14 protein-coding genes are annotated in these 19,198 nt (G+C 39.1%); 5 read left to right on the top strand and 9 right to left on the bottom strand.

Annotated elements, in window-relative coordinates; genetic code table 11:
- Nucleotides 1-82 precede the first annotated feature (82 nt).
- Both dnaX and ACWPKD_RS02115 read left to right on the top strand, forming a co-directional pair.
- The gene (gene dnaX / locus ACWPKD_RS02120) at nt 83-1,168 is read left to right on the top strand and encodes a DNA polymerase III subunit gamma/tau (RefSeq protein WP_455411027.1); all 1,086 of its coding nucleotides are present in this window, start codon (nt 83-85) and stop codon (nt 1,166-1,168) included.
- Complete coding sequence (locus ACWPKD_RS02115) at nt 1,105-1,869, top strand: DNA polymerase III subunit gamma/tau (RefSeq protein WP_455411026.1); 765 nt, start codon at nt 1,105-1,107, stop codon at nt 1,867-1,869. Before dnaX ends, ACWPKD_RS02115 begins: the two co-directional genes overlap by 64 nt.
- 42 nt (nt 1,870-1,911) lie before the next feature.
- Here the strand turns inward: ACWPKD_RS02115 and ACWPKD_RS02110 are convergent, their stop codons facing one another.
- The 4 genes from ACWPKD_RS02110 to ACWPKD_RS02095 all read right to left on the bottom strand — a co-directional run bounded on the left by ACWPKD_RS02110 (nt 1,912) and on the right by ACWPKD_RS02095 (nt 6,027).
- Nucleotides 1,912-2,391: a hypothetical protein gene (locus tag ACWPKD_RS02110; protein ID WP_455411025.1), complete on the bottom strand. Its 480-nt coding sequence runs from the start codon at nt 2,389-2,391 to the stop codon at nt 1,912-1,914.
- A gap of 64 nt (nt 2,392-2,455) precedes the next feature.
- Nucleotides 2,456-3,346, bottom strand: coding sequence for a Ppx/GppA phosphatase family protein (locus ACWPKD_RS02105; RefSeq protein WP_455411024.1), 891 nt, complete (start codon nt 3,344-3,346; stop codon nt 2,456-2,458).
- 81 nt (nt 3,347-3,427) lie between these two features.
- Nucleotides 3,428-5,542, bottom strand: a complete 2,115-nt coding sequence (gene ppk1, locus ACWPKD_RS02100) for a polyphosphate kinase 1 (RefSeq protein ID WP_455411023.1) — start codon at nt 5,540-5,542, stop codon at nt 3,428-3,430.
- Nucleotides 5,539-6,027, bottom strand: a complete 489-nt coding sequence (locus ACWPKD_RS02095; RefSeq protein ID WP_455411022.1) for a SixA phosphatase family protein — start codon at nt 6,025-6,027, stop codon at nt 5,539-5,541. The genes ppk1 and ACWPKD_RS02095 overlap by 4 nt, the downstream gene beginning before the upstream one ends.
- Before the next feature lie 450 nt (nt 6,028-6,477).
- Here ACWPKD_RS02095 and ACWPKD_RS02090 point away from each other — a divergent pair, with 450 nt between their 5' ends.
- Genes ACWPKD_RS02090 through ACWPKD_RS02080 form a run of 3 tightly spaced genes read left to right on the top strand, consistent with a single transcriptional unit; the run spans nt 6,478 to nt 15,380 of the window.
- Nucleotides 6,478-12,495 carry an HYR-like domain-containing protein gene (locus ACWPKD_RS02090; protein ID WP_455411021.1) on the top strand — a complete coding sequence of 2,006 codons (6,018 nt, stop codon included), beginning with the start codon at nt 6,478-6,480 and terminating at the stop codon, nt 12,493-12,495.
- Nucleotides 12,496-12,532: 37 nt separating this feature from the next.
- Entirely contained in the window at nt 12,533-13,441 is a 909-nt protein-coding gene (locus tag ACWPKD_RS02085) for a PorP/SprF family type IX secretion system membrane protein (protein WP_455411020.1), read from the top strand.
- Nucleotides 13,442-13,451: 10 nt separating this feature from the next.
- On the top strand, nt 13,452-15,380 hold the full coding sequence (locus ACWPKD_RS02080) for an OmpA family protein (protein ID WP_455411019.1): 1,929 nt from the start codon (nt 13,452-13,454) through the stop codon (nt 15,378-15,380).
- A 115-nt stretch (nt 15,381-15,495) separates the two neighbouring features.
- Here the strand turns inward: ACWPKD_RS02080 and ACWPKD_RS02075 are convergent, their stop codons facing one another.
- The 5 genes from ACWPKD_RS02075 to ACWPKD_RS02055 all read right to left on the bottom strand — a co-directional run bounded on the left by ACWPKD_RS02075 (nt 15,496) and on the right by ACWPKD_RS02055 (nt 19,160).
- A complete protein-coding gene (locus ACWPKD_RS02075; protein ID WP_455410803.1) occupies nt 15,496-16,005 on the bottom strand; it encodes a CAP domain-containing protein in 510 nt (169 codons plus the stop codon).
- Nucleotides 16,006-16,154: 149 nt separating this feature from the next.
- On the bottom strand, nt 16,155-16,799 hold the full coding sequence (gene pdxH / locus ACWPKD_RS02070; RefSeq protein WP_455411018.1) for a pyridoxamine 5'-phosphate oxidase: 645 nt from the start codon (nt 16,797-16,799) through the stop codon (nt 16,155-16,157).
- Between the two features lie 71 nt (nt 16,800-16,870).
- Nucleotides 16,871-17,776, bottom strand: coding sequence for a ribonuclease Z (locus ACWPKD_RS02065; protein WP_455411017.1), 906 nt, complete (start codon nt 17,774-17,776; stop codon nt 16,871-16,873).
- 69 nt (nt 17,777-17,845) lie between these two features.
- Nucleotides 17,846-18,178: a ribonuclease Z gene (locus ACWPKD_RS02060; protein WP_455411016.1), complete on the bottom strand. Its 333-nt coding sequence runs from the start codon at nt 18,176-18,178 to the stop codon at nt 17,846-17,848.
- Between the two features lie 64 nt (nt 18,179-18,242).
- A complete protein-coding gene (locus ACWPKD_RS02055) occupies nt 18,243-19,160 on the bottom strand; it encodes a hypothetical protein (RefSeq protein WP_455411015.1) in 918 nt (305 codons plus the stop codon).
- Nucleotides 19,161-19,198 lie beyond the last annotated feature (38 nt).

The following is a 19,198-nucleotide window of genomic DNA, read 5'->3' as shown; positions in this document are numbered from 1 at the left end:
GTGAATAACTTTTCTTCAAATCTTCCAATTAACAAACAGCCAAACCAACAAAACTTCTATATTTGTATTCCAATAAATTTCTATGGAACAATTTATAGTATCCGCCCGTAAATACAGACCTCAGACGTTCAAGGACGTTGTGGGACAACAGGCTATTACCAATACTTTATTGAACGCCATAGAAAACAACCACTTAGCACAGGCCTTACTCTTCACAGGTCCTCGTGGCGTTGGAAAAACAACCTGTGCGCGAATTCTGGCCCGTAAAATCAATCAGGAAGGTTATGACGATCCTTATGAGGATTTCGCTTTTAACGTTTTTGAACTGGATGCCGCTTCCAATAACTCGGTGGACGATATCCGAAATCTGATCGATCAGGTTAGAATCCCGCCGCAAACCGGAAAATACAAAGTATACATCATTGACGAGGTGCATATGTTGTCTACATCGGCTTTCAATGCTTTTTTGAAAACCCTTGAAGAACCACCGCGTCACGCGATTTTCATTTTAGCAACTACTGAAAAACACAAAATCTTACCGACGATTTTATCCCGTTGTCAGATTTTTGATTTCAAACGAATTACGGTTAAAGACGCTAAAGAACATTTAGCCGAAGTAGCTAAAAGCCAGAACATTACTTTTGAAGACGATGCATTGCACATCATTGCCCAAAAAGCAGATGGTGCCATGCGTGATGCACTTTCCATTTTTGACCGTGTGGTTTCCTATTGCGGGAACAATTTAACGCGTCAGGCCGTAACGGAAAACCTGAATGTGCTTGATTTCGAATACTATATAAGAGTAACCGATCTAATTCTGGAGAACAAAATCCCTGAATTATTATTGGCTTACAACGATATTTTGGCAAAAGGATTTGACGGACATCATTTTGTTGCCGGATTAGCATCACATTTCCGTGATTTATTGGTTTGTAAAAACCCTTCCACCCTTATTTTACTGGAAGCCGGTGAACACGCGCAACGTTTGTACGGTGAACAGGCGCAAAAAGCTTCACAACACTTTCTTTTACAAGGAATTGACATTGCCAACGATTGCGATTTAAAGTACAAAGCCTCTCAAAATCAGCGTCTTTTAGTAGAACTTTGCTTAATGCAGCTTGCCTCCATCACCTTCGATGGAGAAAAAAAAAAGCTGACAAATTTATAATTCCACCAACCTATTACCGAAATTCCGGTTATTCGATAGTTGAAGTCACTTCACCTAAACCACAAGTTGCTGCTCCAACTGAAGCATCAATCAGCGAGCCCGTTATTGAGGAAAAGGTTGATGAACCCGTTGTTTCTGAAGTAAAACAGGAAGAAATAATTACAGAGGTTGCTCAAAACCAACCGAAAGAAACAAATCCGGTTGTTGAAAATACCCCACCTTCAGCGACACTGCCAAATTTACCGAAAGTATCAGCATTATCCCTGGCAAGTATCAAAGCCAAAAGAGAACTGGAAGCCTCACAAAAGGCATCGGTAAAGCATCATGACGAACTCCCGAAAGAGCCTTTTACGGAAACCGAAATGCTATTGCATTGGGTAAATTTCGCAGAGAAATTAAAACTTAAAGGACAGCACATCATGGCAACTTATATGTTGATGGACGATCCTGTTTTAGAAGGCAGTACTATAAAATTGCGTCTGCCTAATGAGGGTTCCAAAGTTGATTTTGACAACAACAAATTTGACCTTCAAGGCTATCTGCGAGGTCATCTTCACAACCACGATGTTACAATTCAAGTATCAGTAAACGAAACGGTTGAAACCAAATACGCATTTACACCGTTGGAAAAATATGAAAAACTGAAATCCATCAATCCGGCTTTGGAGCTTCTGAAGAAGACGTTTGATTTAGATGTTTAATTTCAGTCTTCAGCGTTATATTCCCTCCCCTTATTCAAAACGTTATTTTTCAGGATGATTTCTATAGTATCTGGCTTGGTAAACTCTGATTAAATTTTCCAATTTTTCATGAGTGGTATTCAGATCATCAATTTGAATCGTTACAGATTTATTTTCGTCGTAAGAATACTTAAGGTATGTTTTTGATGATCTTATGAACCTTTCTTTTGTGACTTCTATTGAATTGATTACAGCCCAACTCTTAAATCCGGTAAATCTTGTTTCAATACCATTGTTGCTGATAATTATCTGAGGCTTTCTGTCACATGTTTTTTTAAGCTCCGTAAATAAATTATAAAGCCCAATTAAAATTAATATTGAACCTAAAATAATAGATTCCGTTTCAAACAATGAAAATAAATAATAACCGACACCGATAATTATAATGGTTACCCCTATTTCAAATAAATTGGTGAATCTTGAAAAAAATATTTCTGTTTTGTTGGGTAAAGAATGGTCCTCTTCAAAAACAACTTCCTGCACAAATTATTTCTTTAACTTATTACTATTCTTTTGTTGACAGATGCTTCTATAACCTAAAAAGATACTAAATTTTCCCATTATACATCGCCTTAACAACACCATCGGAAAGACCTATTTTCGGTACATAGATATTTCTTGCGCCACTCCATTTCATGGCATTCAGGTAAATGCGCATAGCCGGGATGATTACGTCGGCACGGTCAGTATTTAAACCTAACTCAGCGATTCGTTGTTCGTAGGTAAGGGAATTCAGTTTTTGATACTCGGCATTCAGATAAATATACGACAATGGCTTATCCTGTGCTTTACCGGAAAGTTTGAATATCTTATTGATGTTTCCTCCGGAACCGATTAAAGTAATGTTCTCGTAAGGTTCGGTTTGCGCTTTTATCCATTTCTCGATTTCCTGCCAAACAACTTCGTTTACCATATTGTTCAGCAAACGAACCGTTCCGTTTTTAAAGGATTTGGAAGCCACCATTTTCCCTTCTGAGAACAAGGAGAATTCGGTGCTGCCACCACCAACATCTACATACAAATACGTTCCGTCGGTTTTAATGAAATGATGTAAATCTGAAGAAGCAATAATCGCCGCTTCTTTTTTACCGTCGATAATCTCTATTTTAACGTCGGCTTTTTTCTTGATGATTTCCGCAACTTCCTTTCCGTTATAAGCCTCACGCATAGCGGAAGTAGCACACGCCATGTAACGTTCTACTTTATATACTTTCATCAGCAGTTTGAAGGCTTTCATGGCATCAACCATCCTGTCGATGTTTTCATCGGTAATTTCCCCAACAGTAAAGGCATCCTGTCCCAAACGAATCGGCACACGGATCAGGGCACTTTTATTGAACTGAGTTTCTTTGCCGGCCTGTTCCACTATATTGGTAATAAGCAAACGCATGGCGTTGGAACCAATATCTATAGCCGCATATTTTTTGATTGTAATCATTAATGATTCGGTTATTCGTTCTTTCGGTTATTTACTTCGTCAGTTCGCTAACGCTCGTGTGGTTATTTGGAAAACTCCAATCTATATGTTTTCTGCAATCACCTCAAGTTTGTCCCTGTAGTAATTGTACATTTCATGTTGCGCACGGAACATTTTCTGATCCGGTTGTTTTCGGTACTTATTGTCCAGTTTTTCGGAATGTAGTCGTGCTTTTACATTGGCTTTCCACCCTATTTCAAAGGTTTCCAGCATTTCTTTTTTAATTTCCTGGTCGTAAATCGGGCAACTAACCTCAACACGCGCATCTAAGTTACGGGCCATGAAATCAGCAGAAGAAATGTATACGTCCGGATTACCGTCGTTCGCAAAAATATAAACCCTTGAATGCTCCAGATAATTGTCTACAATACTGATCGCTTCTATATTTTCGCTCATACCCGGAATTTCAGGAATCAGACAGCAAATACCTCTAATGATCAATTGAACTTTCACACCGGCACGGCTTGCATCGTACAACTTATCAATCATTTTATAATCCGATAAGCTGTTCATTTTCAGTTTGATGTAAGCTTCTTTTCCGGCATTGGCATTCGAGATTTCCCTATCAATCAACTTGTAAAATTTTGAACGCGTATAATGTGGTGACACCAAAAGATGTTTGTAACGGTACACACGATAATTCACATCGAAAAACTCAAAAACCTTCGAAACATCCCGCATAATCTGAACGTGGCTGGTAAACAGCGTAACATCGGTATATACTTTTGCTGTCGCTTCGTTGAAATTTCCGGTTGAAATCAAACCGTAACGTTTCACCTTACCTTCTTCCATTCGTTCAATCACACATATTTTACTGTGTACTTTTAAGCCTTTTACACCGAAAATAAGCTCAATGCCTTCGGTTTGCATCATTTCGGCATAAGAAATATTACTGGCTTCATCAAAACGCGCCTGCAATTCAATCTGAACGACAACTTTCTTCCCATTCTTGGCCGCATTGATTAAGGAACTGATAATCTGTGAGTTCTTCGCCAATCGGTACAAAGTAATTTTAATGGAAACCACTTTTGGATCCAAGGCAGCTTCCCGTAAGAACTTGATCAGATAGGCAAAAGTCTGGTAAGGTGCATTAACCAGGTAATCTTTGTGTTTTATTTTTTCGAGTATACTTCCTTCTAAATCCAGGCCTGGAACGGGAAGCGGTGTATTTTTTTTCGTAAGTAAATCGTAACGCCCTAAATTCGGGAAATCCATGTAATCACGACGATTGTGATAACGCCCACCGGGAATTATACTATCAGTAGCATCGATTCCCATTCGGGTTAAGAAAAACGCAAGTGTGTCTTTTTCAATAGATTGATCGTACACAAATCGTACGGGCTCTCCTATTCGTCGGTCTTTTACACTCGAGGAAATCTTCTCCATGAAACTTTTATTCAAATCGGAATCGATATCCAATTCGGCATCACGGGTAATTTTAATCATGTGAGCTGAAATGCTCTCGTAATCGAAAATATTGAAGATGTTGTGAAGGTTGTATCGGATTACATCATCCAACAAAATGATATACTGTTTATCAGAATTGGACGGTAAAACCACGAATCGGTTGATCGTCTTCGGGATTTCGATAACCGCATAACGAACGTCTTTCTTCTGAAGGATTTTCGAAAGAATAGTGTTCTGGGTTTGCGGTTTCATCACCAATTTAACGGCAAGATAACCGGAAGTGTCTTTCAGCAAAGGAAATTCGTCCAGATCATTAAGGATGATGGTAATCAATTCCGGCCCAACTCTTTGAATGAAGAAGTCTTTAATGAAATCCTGCTGTTCTTTATTGATTTGGTTTTCGTTGATGATGAAGATATTCTCTTTCTCAAGCATCTTCTCGATTACGCTAAGAATACGCAAACTTTCCGACTGTTGTTCGATAACGATTTCGGTAATGTCTTTTAATAACTGCTCTGCTGAGATTCCCCCTAAAAGTTTTTCACCGGAAATCCCCTGTGAATTTAAACGGCGAATGGCAGCATAACGAACCCTGAAGAATTCATCTAAATTGTTTGAAAAAATTCCCAAAAAACGCAATCGGTCTAATAAAGGGACGCTTTCGTCTGCAGCTTCCTGTAGTACTCTGGCATTAAAGGCTAACCAACTTTTTTCTCTGTCTATATACTTGTTTTCCTGCGTAACGATCATGATTTTAAATGACTGGGAAAAATCGTTTTGAGTATTTTCCCTCTTTGTATGTTCTTCCACTCTTCTTCTTCAAACTTTAAGGCTACAAACCCCGAAGTCGGCACATTATCTATGTAATGATCTCCAAATTTATTAACAAAATTTGTGATAGCCTCATTATGTCCGAAAAGAATTAGGTTGTCATACTTGTTTTCGCAGTTTTTTATGGTGTTTTCAAGACTTTTTTCATCGAAAGTATACAAATCGTCTTTATATATAATAGTCTCTAACGGAATGGCAAGGTTTTGGGCATAGATCATGGCAGTTTCTTTGGCTCTTTTAGCAGGACTGCTCCAAACGATAAAGGATTTCGGCAGAAATTGATCAGCAGCATGAGAGGTTATATGGGCATCACCGATCCCTCTTTTGGAAAGTGGCCGATCGATATCTTTTAAAGGAGCATCCCAACTTGATTTTGCATGACGAATAAGAATTAAATTTTTCATAACCAACAATTTAGATATATAAAGTAACTCAAAAAAAATCAGAAAAACCAGAGAATATTTGTCAAAAAATTGTTAATTCACGGATAAAAGAGCAACTTTCATCGAAAATAGAGGCAATTGTTAACCATGTAATTTTTTAATTGAATAATTTAGACTTAACAAATTATCGAAACACTATTCTGAAGTTCTTACCTATTCTGTTCCTTATATGAAAATACCACTCCTTCGTATTTGGAATTCTTTTTTTCTTTCAGACTAGTTACGCAATCTTGTTATTGATTAACAGGATTTTTCAATTCTATTTTTTCCAACAAATTTTTTGCTGTGTAAATTTCTTTGTCCTCACTCAAGGCACTTATGCTCACACTATTTCATTCGTGTTCATCGGTCAGGGAAATTATATCTGATTATTTATTGAATTATAAAAAATGAATTGAAAAAGTAATGTCCATGAAACCAAAAATTACCTTATTGTTATTATTTTTCGTTATTGGAATTAACAACGTTTTTTCTCAGTTTACTCCTCAAAAACCGGACTTAAGACTTTGTGGTAGTGCACCAAACTACTATGAAGACTATTTTAATTGTACTTCTAACAATTATACTCTGGATCAGGTTTTTTTGAGTTTAACCGATGTTAATGGTGTACCACTAGGTAACACAACCTGTACACCGGGTGTTTCACAACAGATGTATGTTATGTTGGATTACACCTCAAATTCCAATAGTAATATCACACAAACGAGAATCTTTGCAGATCTAACCATTGACGGAGTTGTTACTCCTATCAATGCTTATTTGGGAAATGTTATGCCCGGTGCAGGACAACGTTTGATTTACGGACCCTTTACCTGGACTTGTGGCCAGGAGATGTCGTTATGCAGAATTCTGGTAGTTTGGAAAACCAATGGTAATGCCAACGATCCGGAACTGTCATCTTATGACTGTAGCACTTTTAGTAGATCACAATGTGAATTCAGTAACTGTATGACTATAGTTGCTCCATTGGCAGTCGAGTATACTTATAGCGTTTGTACTTCCGGAAATACCTCAACTGTGACTTTCGACAATGAAACTACAGGTGGTATGGCTCCTTACTCCTATTCCTGGAATTTTGGAGATGGTTCTCCGGTTTCCACACAGGCTAATCCGGTGCACAACTTCCCGTATCCGGGTGGCCCGTACACAGTCGTTTTAACGGTTACAGATTCCAATTTACCGACTCATTTAGTTAGTACTTTTACTCAGGTAATTACACCTCCGGCACCAATTACTATTACTGGTAATGTAAGCGCTGCAAGTTGTAGTGGAAACAGTAATGGTTCGATTGATGTAAGTGTTAGTGGTGGAACGCCTCCGTATTCTTATTCCTGGAATACAGGTGCAACATCACAAGATCTTTCAGGACTTAGTCCCGGAACTTATACTATTACAGTAACCGATGCTTTCGGATGTATTAAAAGCCAAAGTTTCGTAATCGGTACAGGAGATGTATCCAATCCGGTTGTTACGGCACCGAATGACTTATCACTTGAAGGCTGCGGTACTTCTGCTATTGGAGGACAAGGCTATTTGGCTTTTTCCACTTCACCAGTTGTGATTACCCTGCAACAATTTACTGCTGCAGGCGGAAGTTATACCGATGCCTCTGCTATAGCTACAATCACTTATCAGGATGCTGCCTCAGGAACCTGTCCGACTGTAGTTACCCGTACTTTCAGATTAACAGATGTTTGTGGAAATTCAGGCTCCGATGTTCAAATTATCAGCATTGATGATACAACTCCTCCTGTAATTGCTGCACTTCCTGCATCGTCAACCATTAACTGCCCGGCAGTTCCGCAATTCGCTCAGGCTACGGCTTCAGATAATTGTGGTGCAGCTCCATTGACTTTTAATGATGTGACTACACCAGGACAATGTGCCGGCTCTTATACTGTAGTTAGAACATGGACAGCAACCGATGCCTGCGGAAATACTTCAACTGCATCTCAAACTATTAACGTTCAGGATGCTTCTGCTCCGGTAATCGCTGCACTTCCAGCACCGTCAACCATTAACTGTCCTGCCGTTCCGCAATTTGCTACGGCTACGGCTACAGACAATTGTGGTTCAGCATTCACGCTGACTTTTAATGATGTGACTACACCAGGACAATGTGCCGGCGCTTACTCCGTGACCAGAACATGGACTGCGACTGATGCCTGTGGAAATTCTTCTACAAGATCTCAGACTATTAACGTTCAGGATATTTCTGCTCCTGTAATCGCTGCGCTTCCTGCAACGTCTACCATTAACTGTCCGGCTACTCCGCAATTCGCTCAAGCTACGGCTTCAGACAATTGTGGTTCAGCATTCACGTTGACTTTTAATGATGTGACTACACCAGGACAATGTGCCGGTGCTTACTCAGTGACCAGAACATGGACTGCAACTGATGCCTGTGGAAATTCTTCTACAAGATCTCAGACTATTAACGTTCAGGATAATTCTGCTCCGGTAATCGCTGCACTTCCTCCTGCGTCAACCATTAACTGTCCTGCAGTTCCACAATTTGCTCAGGCTACCGCTTCAGACAATTGTGGTTCAGCATTCACGTTGAATTTTAACGATGTGAGAACCAACGGACAATGTGCCGGTTCTTATACTGTAGTTAGAACATGGACAGCGACTGATGCCTGCGGAAATTCTTCTACAGCATCACAAACTATCAACGTTCAGGATATTTCTGCTCCGGTAATCGCTGCACTTCCTGCACCGTCAACCATTAACTGTCCGGCTACTCCGCAATTCGCTCAGGCTACGGCTTCAGACAATTGTGGTTCAGTATTCACGTTGACTTTTAATGATGTGACTACACCAGGACAATGTGCCGGCTCTTACTCGGTGACCAGAACATGGACTGCAACTGATGCCTGTGGAAACGCTTCAACAGCTTCACAAACTATCAACGTTCAGGATATTTCTGCTCCGGTAATTGCTGCACTTCCAGCACCGTCAACCATTAACTGTCCTGCCGTTCCGCAATTCGCTCAGGCTACGGCTACAGACAATTGTGGTTCAGCATTCACGTTGACTTTTAACGACGTGAGAACCGACGGACAATGTGCCGGTTCTTACTCTGTGACCAGAACATGGACTGCAACTGATGCTTGTGGAAACACTTCTACAAGATCTCAGACTATTAATGTTCAGGACATTACAGCTCCGGTTCCACCTCAGGCTCCTGCAAATGTAACAGTATCCTGTAGTGGAGATATTCCTCCAATGATTTCTCTAACTGCAAATGATGCCTGTAATGGCCCTATTACAGTTCAAGGTTCAGATGCCATGACTGGCGGAAGCTGTTCCGGAAGTTTCACTGTAACAAGAACATGGACTTTTGTGGATGCTTGTGGTAACACTTCATCTGTAAGTCAGACAATTAATGTGAATGACGCTTCAAGTCCTGTTTTACCAACGCCTCCGGCAAATGTAACTGTATCTTGTAGTGACCAAGTGCCGCCAATGATTTCATTGACTGCAAGCGATACATGCTCCGGCCAAATCACTGTACAGGGAGTTGACAGCACAGTTCCTGGAAATTGCCCTAACTCATTTGTGATTACCAGAACCTGGACTTTCTCAGATCCTTGCGGAAACTCAGCTTCAGTATCACAGACTATTACAGTGAATGACAATATTCCTCCGGTAGCTCCGACAGCTCCTGCTAGCATTACAGTAGCATGTATGACTGATGTTCCTCCAATGGTTTCCATGACAGCAAACGATGCTTGTAGTGGAGTAATTAACTCACTGGACTCTAGCAGCATTGTACAAGGAAATTGCCCGAATTCTTTCATCATAACAAGAACATGGACATTTACTGATGCTTGCGGAAACAGTTCATCCGTTTCTCAAACCATTACTGTAAATGATAATGTTCCACCAGTAGCTCCGACAGCTCCTGCAGATGTTACAGTATCCTGCGGCGGTGAGATTCCTCAAATGATCTCGCTAACAGCAAATGATTACTGTGCAGGTGAAATTACCGTTGCAGGTGTTGACAGTATTGCTGAAGGAAATTGTGCTAATTCATATGTTGTAACAAGAACATGGACATTTACTGATGCGTGCGGTAACAGTTCTTCTGTATCACAAACCATCACTGTTAATGATAATATTCCTCCTGTAGCTCCAGAGGCTCCTGCTGATATTACCGTTTCTTGTAGTGACGGAATTCCTGACAACATCATTCTGAATGCTCAGGATAACTGTTCCGGATTGATTTCGGTTTCAGGTAATGATGTTGCAGTAGAAGGTGAATGTGCTAATTCTTTCATAATCACCAGAACATGGACCTTCACAGACGAATGTGGAAACAGTTCATCAGTATCACAGGTTATTACAATGATTGACAATACACCTCCGGTACCTCCGGTAGCACCTGAAAACGTTTCAGTTTCTTGTGCCGGCGATGTGCCTCCAATGATTACTTTAACAGCTACTGATAATTGTAGCGACAATATCCGAGTAGAAGGTGTAGACACTGTTACAGAAGGTAACTGCCCTAATTCATTCGTAGTTACCAGAACATGGACTTTTACAGATGCTTGTGGCAACACTTCATCAGTATCACAGATTATATCCGTTTCCGATGAAATTGCTCCGGCAGTTCCTGAAGCTCCTGCTAATATCACCGTATCGTGTGGAAGTGAAGTACCTGCAATGGTTACTTTAACAGCTACTGATAATTGTAACGGTGCAATTACAGTTGAAGGTTCTGACAGTGTAACACCAGGAAACTGTACCGATTCTTATGTGGTAACAAGAACCTGGACATTTGTGGACGCTTGCGGCAACAGCTCATCTGTTTCACAAACCATAACTGTATCCGACCAAACGCCACCTGCACTGCCTGAAGCTCCGGCTGATGTAACAGTATCTTGTGGAAGCGAAGTACCAGCAATGGTTACTTTAACAGCTACTGATAATTGCAGCACTGAAATCAGTGTTTCCGGTGTAGACAGCATTGTGGAAGGAAATTGTCCTAATTCCTATGTAATTACAAGAACATGGACTTTTACAGACAATTGTGGTAACACATCATCTGTTTCACAAACTATAACTGTAAGCGATACTATACCTCCGGTTGCTCCTGAAGCTCCAGCTGATATAAGAGTATCCTGTGGTTCTGAAGTACCGACAATGCCAACATTAACTGCAATGGATAATTGTAGTGGTCAGATCTCAGTACAGGGAACCGACGAAGCAGGTCTAGGAGAATGTGCAAACTCTTATGTTATTGTAAGAACATGGACATTCACAGATACTTGCGGTAACAGTTCTTCAGTAAGTCAAACTATAACTGTTTCTGATGAAATAGCACCAGTACTTCCTGAAGCACCGGCAAACCTAACCGTTTCCTGTGCAGGAGAAGTTCCAAGACCGGTTGCATTAACAGCAAACGACAATTGTAGCGGAGCTATCACTGCAGAACCTGTAGACAGTATTCAAGAGGGAGATTGTGCTAATTCATTCGTGATTACAAGAACATGGACATTTACTGATGTTTGCGGTAACTCTTCATCGATTGCACAAACAATCACTGTAAATGATGAAACAGCTCCAACTTACAGTCCTGAGATTACTTCAGAATTAACAGCGCCTTGTTCAAACATCCCTCCTGCTCCAGAATTGGTGTTTACCGATAATTGCGGTGGTGAAGTTACTGTTGTTTTCGAAGAACATGCTGAGAATGAATCACAAAATGGCGATGCTGTCACTTATGATTTAATCAGAACATGGACTGCAACAGATGCTTGTGGAAACATTACAATCGTTACTCAGGTTATCCATGTAACTTCAGCGGATTACTTTGATGCTGACAATCCGGATCTATGTAGTAATGATACTGCCAACGTAGCTTTCAACTTAATGTCTTTACTTGATCCGGGTACAGATCCTGACGGAACCTGGTCCGGTGGTATGGAAAATAATCCAGAGTTAAATGCTTTATTAAACAGTTTGATAAACAACGAAACCGATACTATGAATGTAACAGGATTACAACCGGGATATTACACCATAAATTATATCCTGACTGCCGAACAAGCGGCTTGTCCTCAAAAAATCCAGTTTTATATTCATGTGGTTGATGATTGTAATGTGTTAGCCTGTCGTTCTTTAGAGATCAACAATGCCGTATCTCCTAATAACGATACCCTAAACGAAGTTTTCAATATCGAAAACATTACTGATGACTGCTACATTGATAACAATGTGCAAATCTACAACAGATGGGGAATCCTGGTTTACGAAGCTGACAACTATAACAATGACACTGTGGCATTTAGAGGTAAATCCGAAGGACGTGCAACGTTCAACAAAAATGAAGATTTACCTGATGGAACGTACTTCTACATCCTGAAATACAGAGATGATGTTGGCTGGCACGATAGATCTGGATATTTATATTTAAACAGATAATTCTCATATACTGCAAAATTAATTTAAATTAGTAACGATGAAAACAAAGTTAGTAACACTCGTTTTAGGATTAGTTAGTATGATGGGGTATTCTCAACAAGACTCACAATATACTCAGTATATGTACAATACTGTTAATATAAATCCTGGTTATGCCGGCTCTAGAGGGGTATTTAGTGTGTTCGGTTTACACAGAACCCAGTGGGTTGGACTTGATGGTGCTCCTACAACTAATGCCTTCTCGCTTAACACCCCAATAGGTGATTCAAGTTTCGGTATAGGACTATCCGTGGTTAATGACAGGATAGGTCCGGCAGAAGAAAACGCAATTTCGGCTGATGTATCCTATTTTATTCAAATGTCTGAAGATTATAAACTCGCTTTCGGATTAAAAGGAACAGCAAATCTTTTTAATATAGATGTTTCAAAACTGAATCCGCAACACGCAGGCGATCCACATTTTCAGGATTTAAAAAATGATTTCAGTCCAAACGTTGGTGCAGGCGTATATTTATATTCCGATAAATTCTACGCAGGTCTTTCAGTACCAAACTTTTTTGAATCTAAACATTATGAAGATAATTCAATTTCAATCACTCAGGAAAAATTGCATTATTATTTCATTTCCGGTTATGTATTCGATTTAGGAAGCAATTTAAAAATGAAACCGTCTGTTTTGACTAAAGCTGTAGAAGGCGCCCCACTTCAGATTGACGGTTCATTGAACTTCTTAATTTATGAGAAATTAACTCTTGGAGCGGCCTACAGATGGGACGCTGCATGGAGTGCGATGGCAGGCTTTCAGATATCAAATTCAATATTCGTAGGATATGCTTATGATATGGAAACTACTCAATTGGAAAATTACAACTCAGGATCGCATGAGATATTCTTACGATTCGAATTGTTCAACAATTCCAAAATGCTAACTCCTCGTTTCTTCTAAAATCAATGTTATGAAAATTAAAGCTATAATTCTACTTACCTTTTTAAGCATTGGAAGTGCATACGCCCAATTGGGAAGAATGGCTACTGCTGATAGAAAATATGACAAATATGCATATATTGATGCAATAGAAATTTACGAAAAGGTAGCAGAGAAAGGACACAAATCGGCAGATTTATTTCAGAAATTAGGTAATTCCTATTATTTCAACGGTGAATACGACAAAGCCGAAAGATGGTATGCAGAGCTGTTCGCAATGACAAATGATGTTGAACCTCAATATTATTTCCGCTATGCACAGGCTCTGAAAGCAAATGGCAAAAATGCTGAAGCAGACAAATTTTTAATGGATTTCTACCAGAAGACCAACAATCCGGTTGGTGATGTTTTGAAAAACAATAAAAATTATCTTGATGAACTGCGAAGAGGATCTGACCGTTATGTCTTGGAAGATTCCGGTATCAACACAGAAGCTTCCGATTACGGTTCGATTTTCAAAGGTTCCGAACTGATTTTCGCTTCGGCCCGCGCTAACGGTGCAGTTTTCCAGAGAAAACACAATTGGACAGGGCAATATTTTACCAGCCTGTACAAAGCAACTGTCGCAGAAGACGGTAAACTTAGTGATGCCAAAGAGTTTTCAGACCAACTGGACTCCAGATTTCACGAAGCAACACCGGTTTTTACAAAAGACGGCAACACTGTTTACTTTACCCGAAATAATTTTAATGAAGGGAAAAAAGGAAAAAGTGACGACAAGATCAATAAGCTTAAAGTGTACAAAGCCACTTTAAAAGACGGAAAATGGGACGATATTAAAGAACTTCCTTTTAACAGCGATAATTACAGTGTGGCCCACCCTGCCTTGAGTGCAGACGAGAAAACGCTTTATTTCGCTTCTGATATGCCAGGAGGTGTAGGGGAATCAGATTTGTATCGTGTGGCCATTAACGAAAACGGCACTTTCGGAGCACCTGAAAACTTGGGAAAAGACATCAACTCTCCCCTGCGCGAGACCTTTCCCTATATTACTGAAAAGAATGTATTGTATTTCTCTTCAGACGATCATTTGGGGATTGGCGGACTGGATGTTTTCGAATCCAAAATGAACAAAGACGGAAGCTTTACTTCAATTAAAAATGTAGGAGCACCGGTAAACAGCGTGAAAGATGACTTCGGATATATCGTAAATCCAAAAAGTCATATCGGATATGTAACTTCTAACCGTGATGGCGGTGTTGGTTCTGACGACATTTACAAATTCAAAGAAAATGTCTGCGAACAATTGCTTAAAGGAACAATTACCGACAAAGCAACAACAGCAGTACTTCCGGGTTCAAAAGTATCATTATTTGATTCCAATATGGAATTACTTGAAGCGGTAGAAGCGGATAAAGACGGTAATTATCAATTCACTGAAAACATTGAATGTGATAAAAAATACTATGTGAGAGCCGAAAAAGAGGATTACGAAACCAACGAAGTAAGCGTTTCCATTCCTTTAAAATCAGGCGAATCAAGAGCAGACATTGCTTTAGATAAAAAAGTTCATCCTATTGATGCAGGTACCGATTTAGCTAAAATATTTGATATCAGTATTATTTATTTCGACTTAGACAAATGGAATATCCGTCCGGATGCAGCTGTAGATTTAGAAAAAATCATAGCTGTAATGGAGAAATATCCGAAAATGAAAGTGGATATCCGCTCGCATACAGACAGTCGTCAAACACATAAATACAATGAACGTTTATCAGACAGAAGAGCTAATTCAACCATGCAGTACATGATTAAACACGGTATCGAAGCAAGCAGATTAACTGCAAAAGGCTTTGGGGAAACACAACTTGTTAATGGTTGTTCGGACGGTGTTCCTTGTTCAGAAGCAGATCACCAGAAAAACAGACGAAGTGAGTTTATCATCTTAAGTATGGAATAGTGTTTCATTCATTTTTATACAATTCATTAAATAAAAAAGTCCCGCGTTACTTCGGGACTTTTCTTTTTAGGATTATATCCATAACCCAGAAACTAAACACATATTTTTAACTCGATTATTTGCGGATAAAGATGTTGGTAAAGTATAACTTTCCATCTGCATTGGCTCTTACCGATATACCACAGTGGGTATAATTCCCTTCCATGTTTGCTTTGTGCGAAGGGCTGTTTAACCAGGCCGTTACTACAGATTGTGCTGTTAAATAGTTATAAGCAACATTCTCTCCTACTGACAGTGCTCCCACTGTAGCGCGTAAATTATCTTCTCTTTGGGCAAAAAGGGCGTGCGATAATGTATTGTTAGCAATCATATACTGATCGTGTTCTTCTGAAACATTCGAAATATGATTGATTTTCTCTAATTGATTTAAACCTAATCCGGCGCGATGAGCATTTACAAGGTTTAAGATGTCCAATTCGATTTGAGAATAGGTATAGTTATTTTTGATAACATATTCCGATGAATTGGCAGGAGATGAATCCTCAGTACTTTCTGAAGAGCAAGAAGCAAAAGTGATAAGTAGGACAATGATCGATAAGGGGCGGAAGATTGTTGATACTTTCATAAATTAAAATTTAAATGTTATTGCTTCGCTACCAATTATTTTTTCGTAACTAATTGATAACGAGACAAATGTACATCAATTTCGATTAACTGCAAATTAAATCGACGAAATGCACAAAATTTTAACATTTAAAGCTAATTTACTGGTAATCAAGGAGATAATCTGTCAATTTTCCAATCATATTGGTCTGAAATTGTATAGCGGATTCTGTCATGTAAACGGTTCGCCCTGCCCTGCCAAAACTCAACCGAAACTGGTTTAACTAAATAGCCACCCCAGTGTTGAGGCCGTTCAATTTCTTTGTTTTGAAATTCAGATTCCAGGTTTTTCAGGTTATTCTCCAGCAAATCTCTGGAAGGAATAACGTCACTTTGCGGGGAAACTATTGCGCCCAATTTACTACCGTCCGGTCTGGAGCTAAAATAATTATCAGAATCTACCGTTGAGGTTTTCTCGGCAACACCTTTAACAATTACTTGTCTTTCCATGGAATGCCAAAAAAATGACAGGCAGACATTTGGGTTTTCTGCGATGGCTTTACCTTTTTCAGAATTATAATTAGTATAGAACACAAAGCCTTCCTCGTTAAACTTTTTAAGCAAAACAACTCTGGCCTTTGGAAAACCGTCCAGTCCAATGGTTGAAACAGTCATGGCGTTCACTTCTCCTTCAGCACCAAACTCTTCAGCCTCATAAAACCATTTATGAAACAAATTGATCGGATCTTCCGGAATATTGGTTTCCAGGAGTTCGCTTTTCTCGTAAGATTTTCGGTAATTGCTTAAATCGGACATTTTTGAAGGTGCTAAGGTTCTGAGTTACTAAGGTATTGAGTTTTTTTAAACCCTTTCAGGTTGTATTTCTTCTAGAATTCAAATTCCCTGCCGTCATCAGCCAGGAGAATATTCTGGAAAACGGTTTCCGCTTCCGTCTTAAAATGTTCAATTGAATTGTATCGTGTAGAATAGTGGCCTAAAACCAACAATTCAACATTCGCTTTCTTTGCAATGGCTGCGGCTTGTTTTGCGGTAGAATGCATCGTTTTTTCCGCCAGATGTTCTTCAGAATCCAAAAAAGTACTTTCGTGATACAAAACAGTTGTCTTTTCAATTATCGGAACAATACTTTCATCGTAAACCGTATCGGAACAAAAGGCATAACTCTTTGCAGGTTCCGGATCGAACGTGAGTTTTTCATTGGGAATTACTCTTCCGTCTTCCAACGTAATATCGCCGCCGTATTTTATTTTGTTGTAATACACCACATCGATGTCGTGATTTAAAATCGCATCAATATTTAGTTTGCGTTCGATGTTTTTCTCGATGAAAAGATAGCCGTTTGTATAAACTCTATGCTTCAACGGAATGGTTTTTACCAGCACTTTATCGTCTTCAAAAATGGTTTCGCTTTCCTTGCTTTCCAATTCATGAAAATATAAATTATAACCAGTGTAAGAATTTGATAATCTTAATTGTAGAAGGATTACTTCTTTAATCCCTTTAGGTCCGTAAACGTGTAAATCCGCTTGACGGTTAAGTAACATGAAGGTCGAAATAAGTCCTACCAAACCATAAAAATGATCCCCGTGCAAATGCGAAATAAAGATATGCTCGATCTTTGAAAACTTGATTTTATTCTTGCGAAGCTGTACCTGAGTTCCTTCACCACAATCAATGAGAAACATACGGTTTTTCATTTCCAAAACCTGTGAAGTCGGATTCGTGATCGTTCTGGGAGTCGCGGCGTAACAGCCAAGTATGGTGAGCTTCATTGGTATAGTTTTCAGTCGCAGTTCTCAGTCGCAGTTTCTGAATACTGTAAACTGGGACTGCCTACTAATTTAAAATCCTAAATCGCGTTCGATTTCTTCCATTTCAATCATGTCGTGTGCTTCCAATAATGTCGGAACCACCAACATAGAGGCCGGAACATCATTAAAATCGATATTTTCAGCAACGATTACGAATGATTTTTTAGCTTTTTTATGCTTTTTAGACAAATCGGAAAAGGCCTTAATCCCTTTAATGTCTACTGATTTATCTTGGGTGATATCCAAAACAAGATTGCGCTCTTTGAACTCATCATACTGATTGGTAACCTTTTGCAGAAATTCCGAAATATTACCTTCGGTATCTTTAAGTATTGTGGTGTGTGCTTTATTTTCTACTTTCATGGGTTAGTTGCTGAATGGCTGAGTTGCTAAGGTACAGATGATTTTCAGTTTTCACAAATCAATTTTATTGTAACATCCACTTCATTAAGCCTTCCTTGTCTATAATTGACCAGGAATGCGGATGACGGTCTCCATTGGCACGATATCCTTTGTTTTTGGTCTGAATCAACTCAACACTTGAAAAGCCTTGCTTTTTCAACTCCTGTGAAAGTTTTTCAATGGAATAGGCATTCATTTCTTCATAACTTTGATCGCTGTCTTTTTTCCACCAAGCTACGTCCGGTTCCGTATAAAGCCTAATTTTAGTATTCTTTAAAGCGGATAGATTTTCAATATTTCCCGTTTGATAAGTAAAGGGTGAAACTTGCTCGTATTTTTCAATTCCACTTTTTGGACTACCTATTTTAGCATTAAAATCGCCAACTATCCATTTCGATTCTTCAACAGTTTCTTCAGAGAAATTTTTCGCGATGTTTTTTTCGCAATTCTGATAGATTTTCAGTAAATCCACAGGCGAATCTCCTATAAAAACGCCTTTAGGCTGAATTTTGCTTTTCGTTTTTATCAGATAATCCGATAACAAAAGACTCACATTTCCACCGCTGGAAAAGCCTCCGATATAGCTATTTTCAAAAGAAAGCTGATTGATTTCAAAAATAGAAACCATTTCTTTAGCTAAAGATGCTTTTTCATCGTCTCTTAAAAAAACATGCTGATTAAAACTCATGTACAGCACAGAAAAACCATTCTTTTCAGCTAAGTCAATGATGTTATATTCATTTTTAGAATCCGCAGCTACGTGTCCATAACCCGGAAACAAAACAAGCGTTCCTTTTGAATTGGCAACTTTAAACAGTTCATAATTTTCGTTTTTCACAGTTTCAATTTCAGTTGAAGCCTGTAATCCGGAAAGATTCTCATTAGTTGAGTTCTTACAGGAAGTGATTAAAATAATGAAAACTGCTAAAATTGAAAATCTCATATTATTTTAAAATCTTAGATAAATAAATACTTTAGGAG

The sequence above is a fragment of the Flavobacterium pedocola genome (assembly GCF_053764385.1).
Note: the sequence above shows the minus strand (reverse complement) of the source record. Positions and strands in the feature narration are given on the sequence as shown.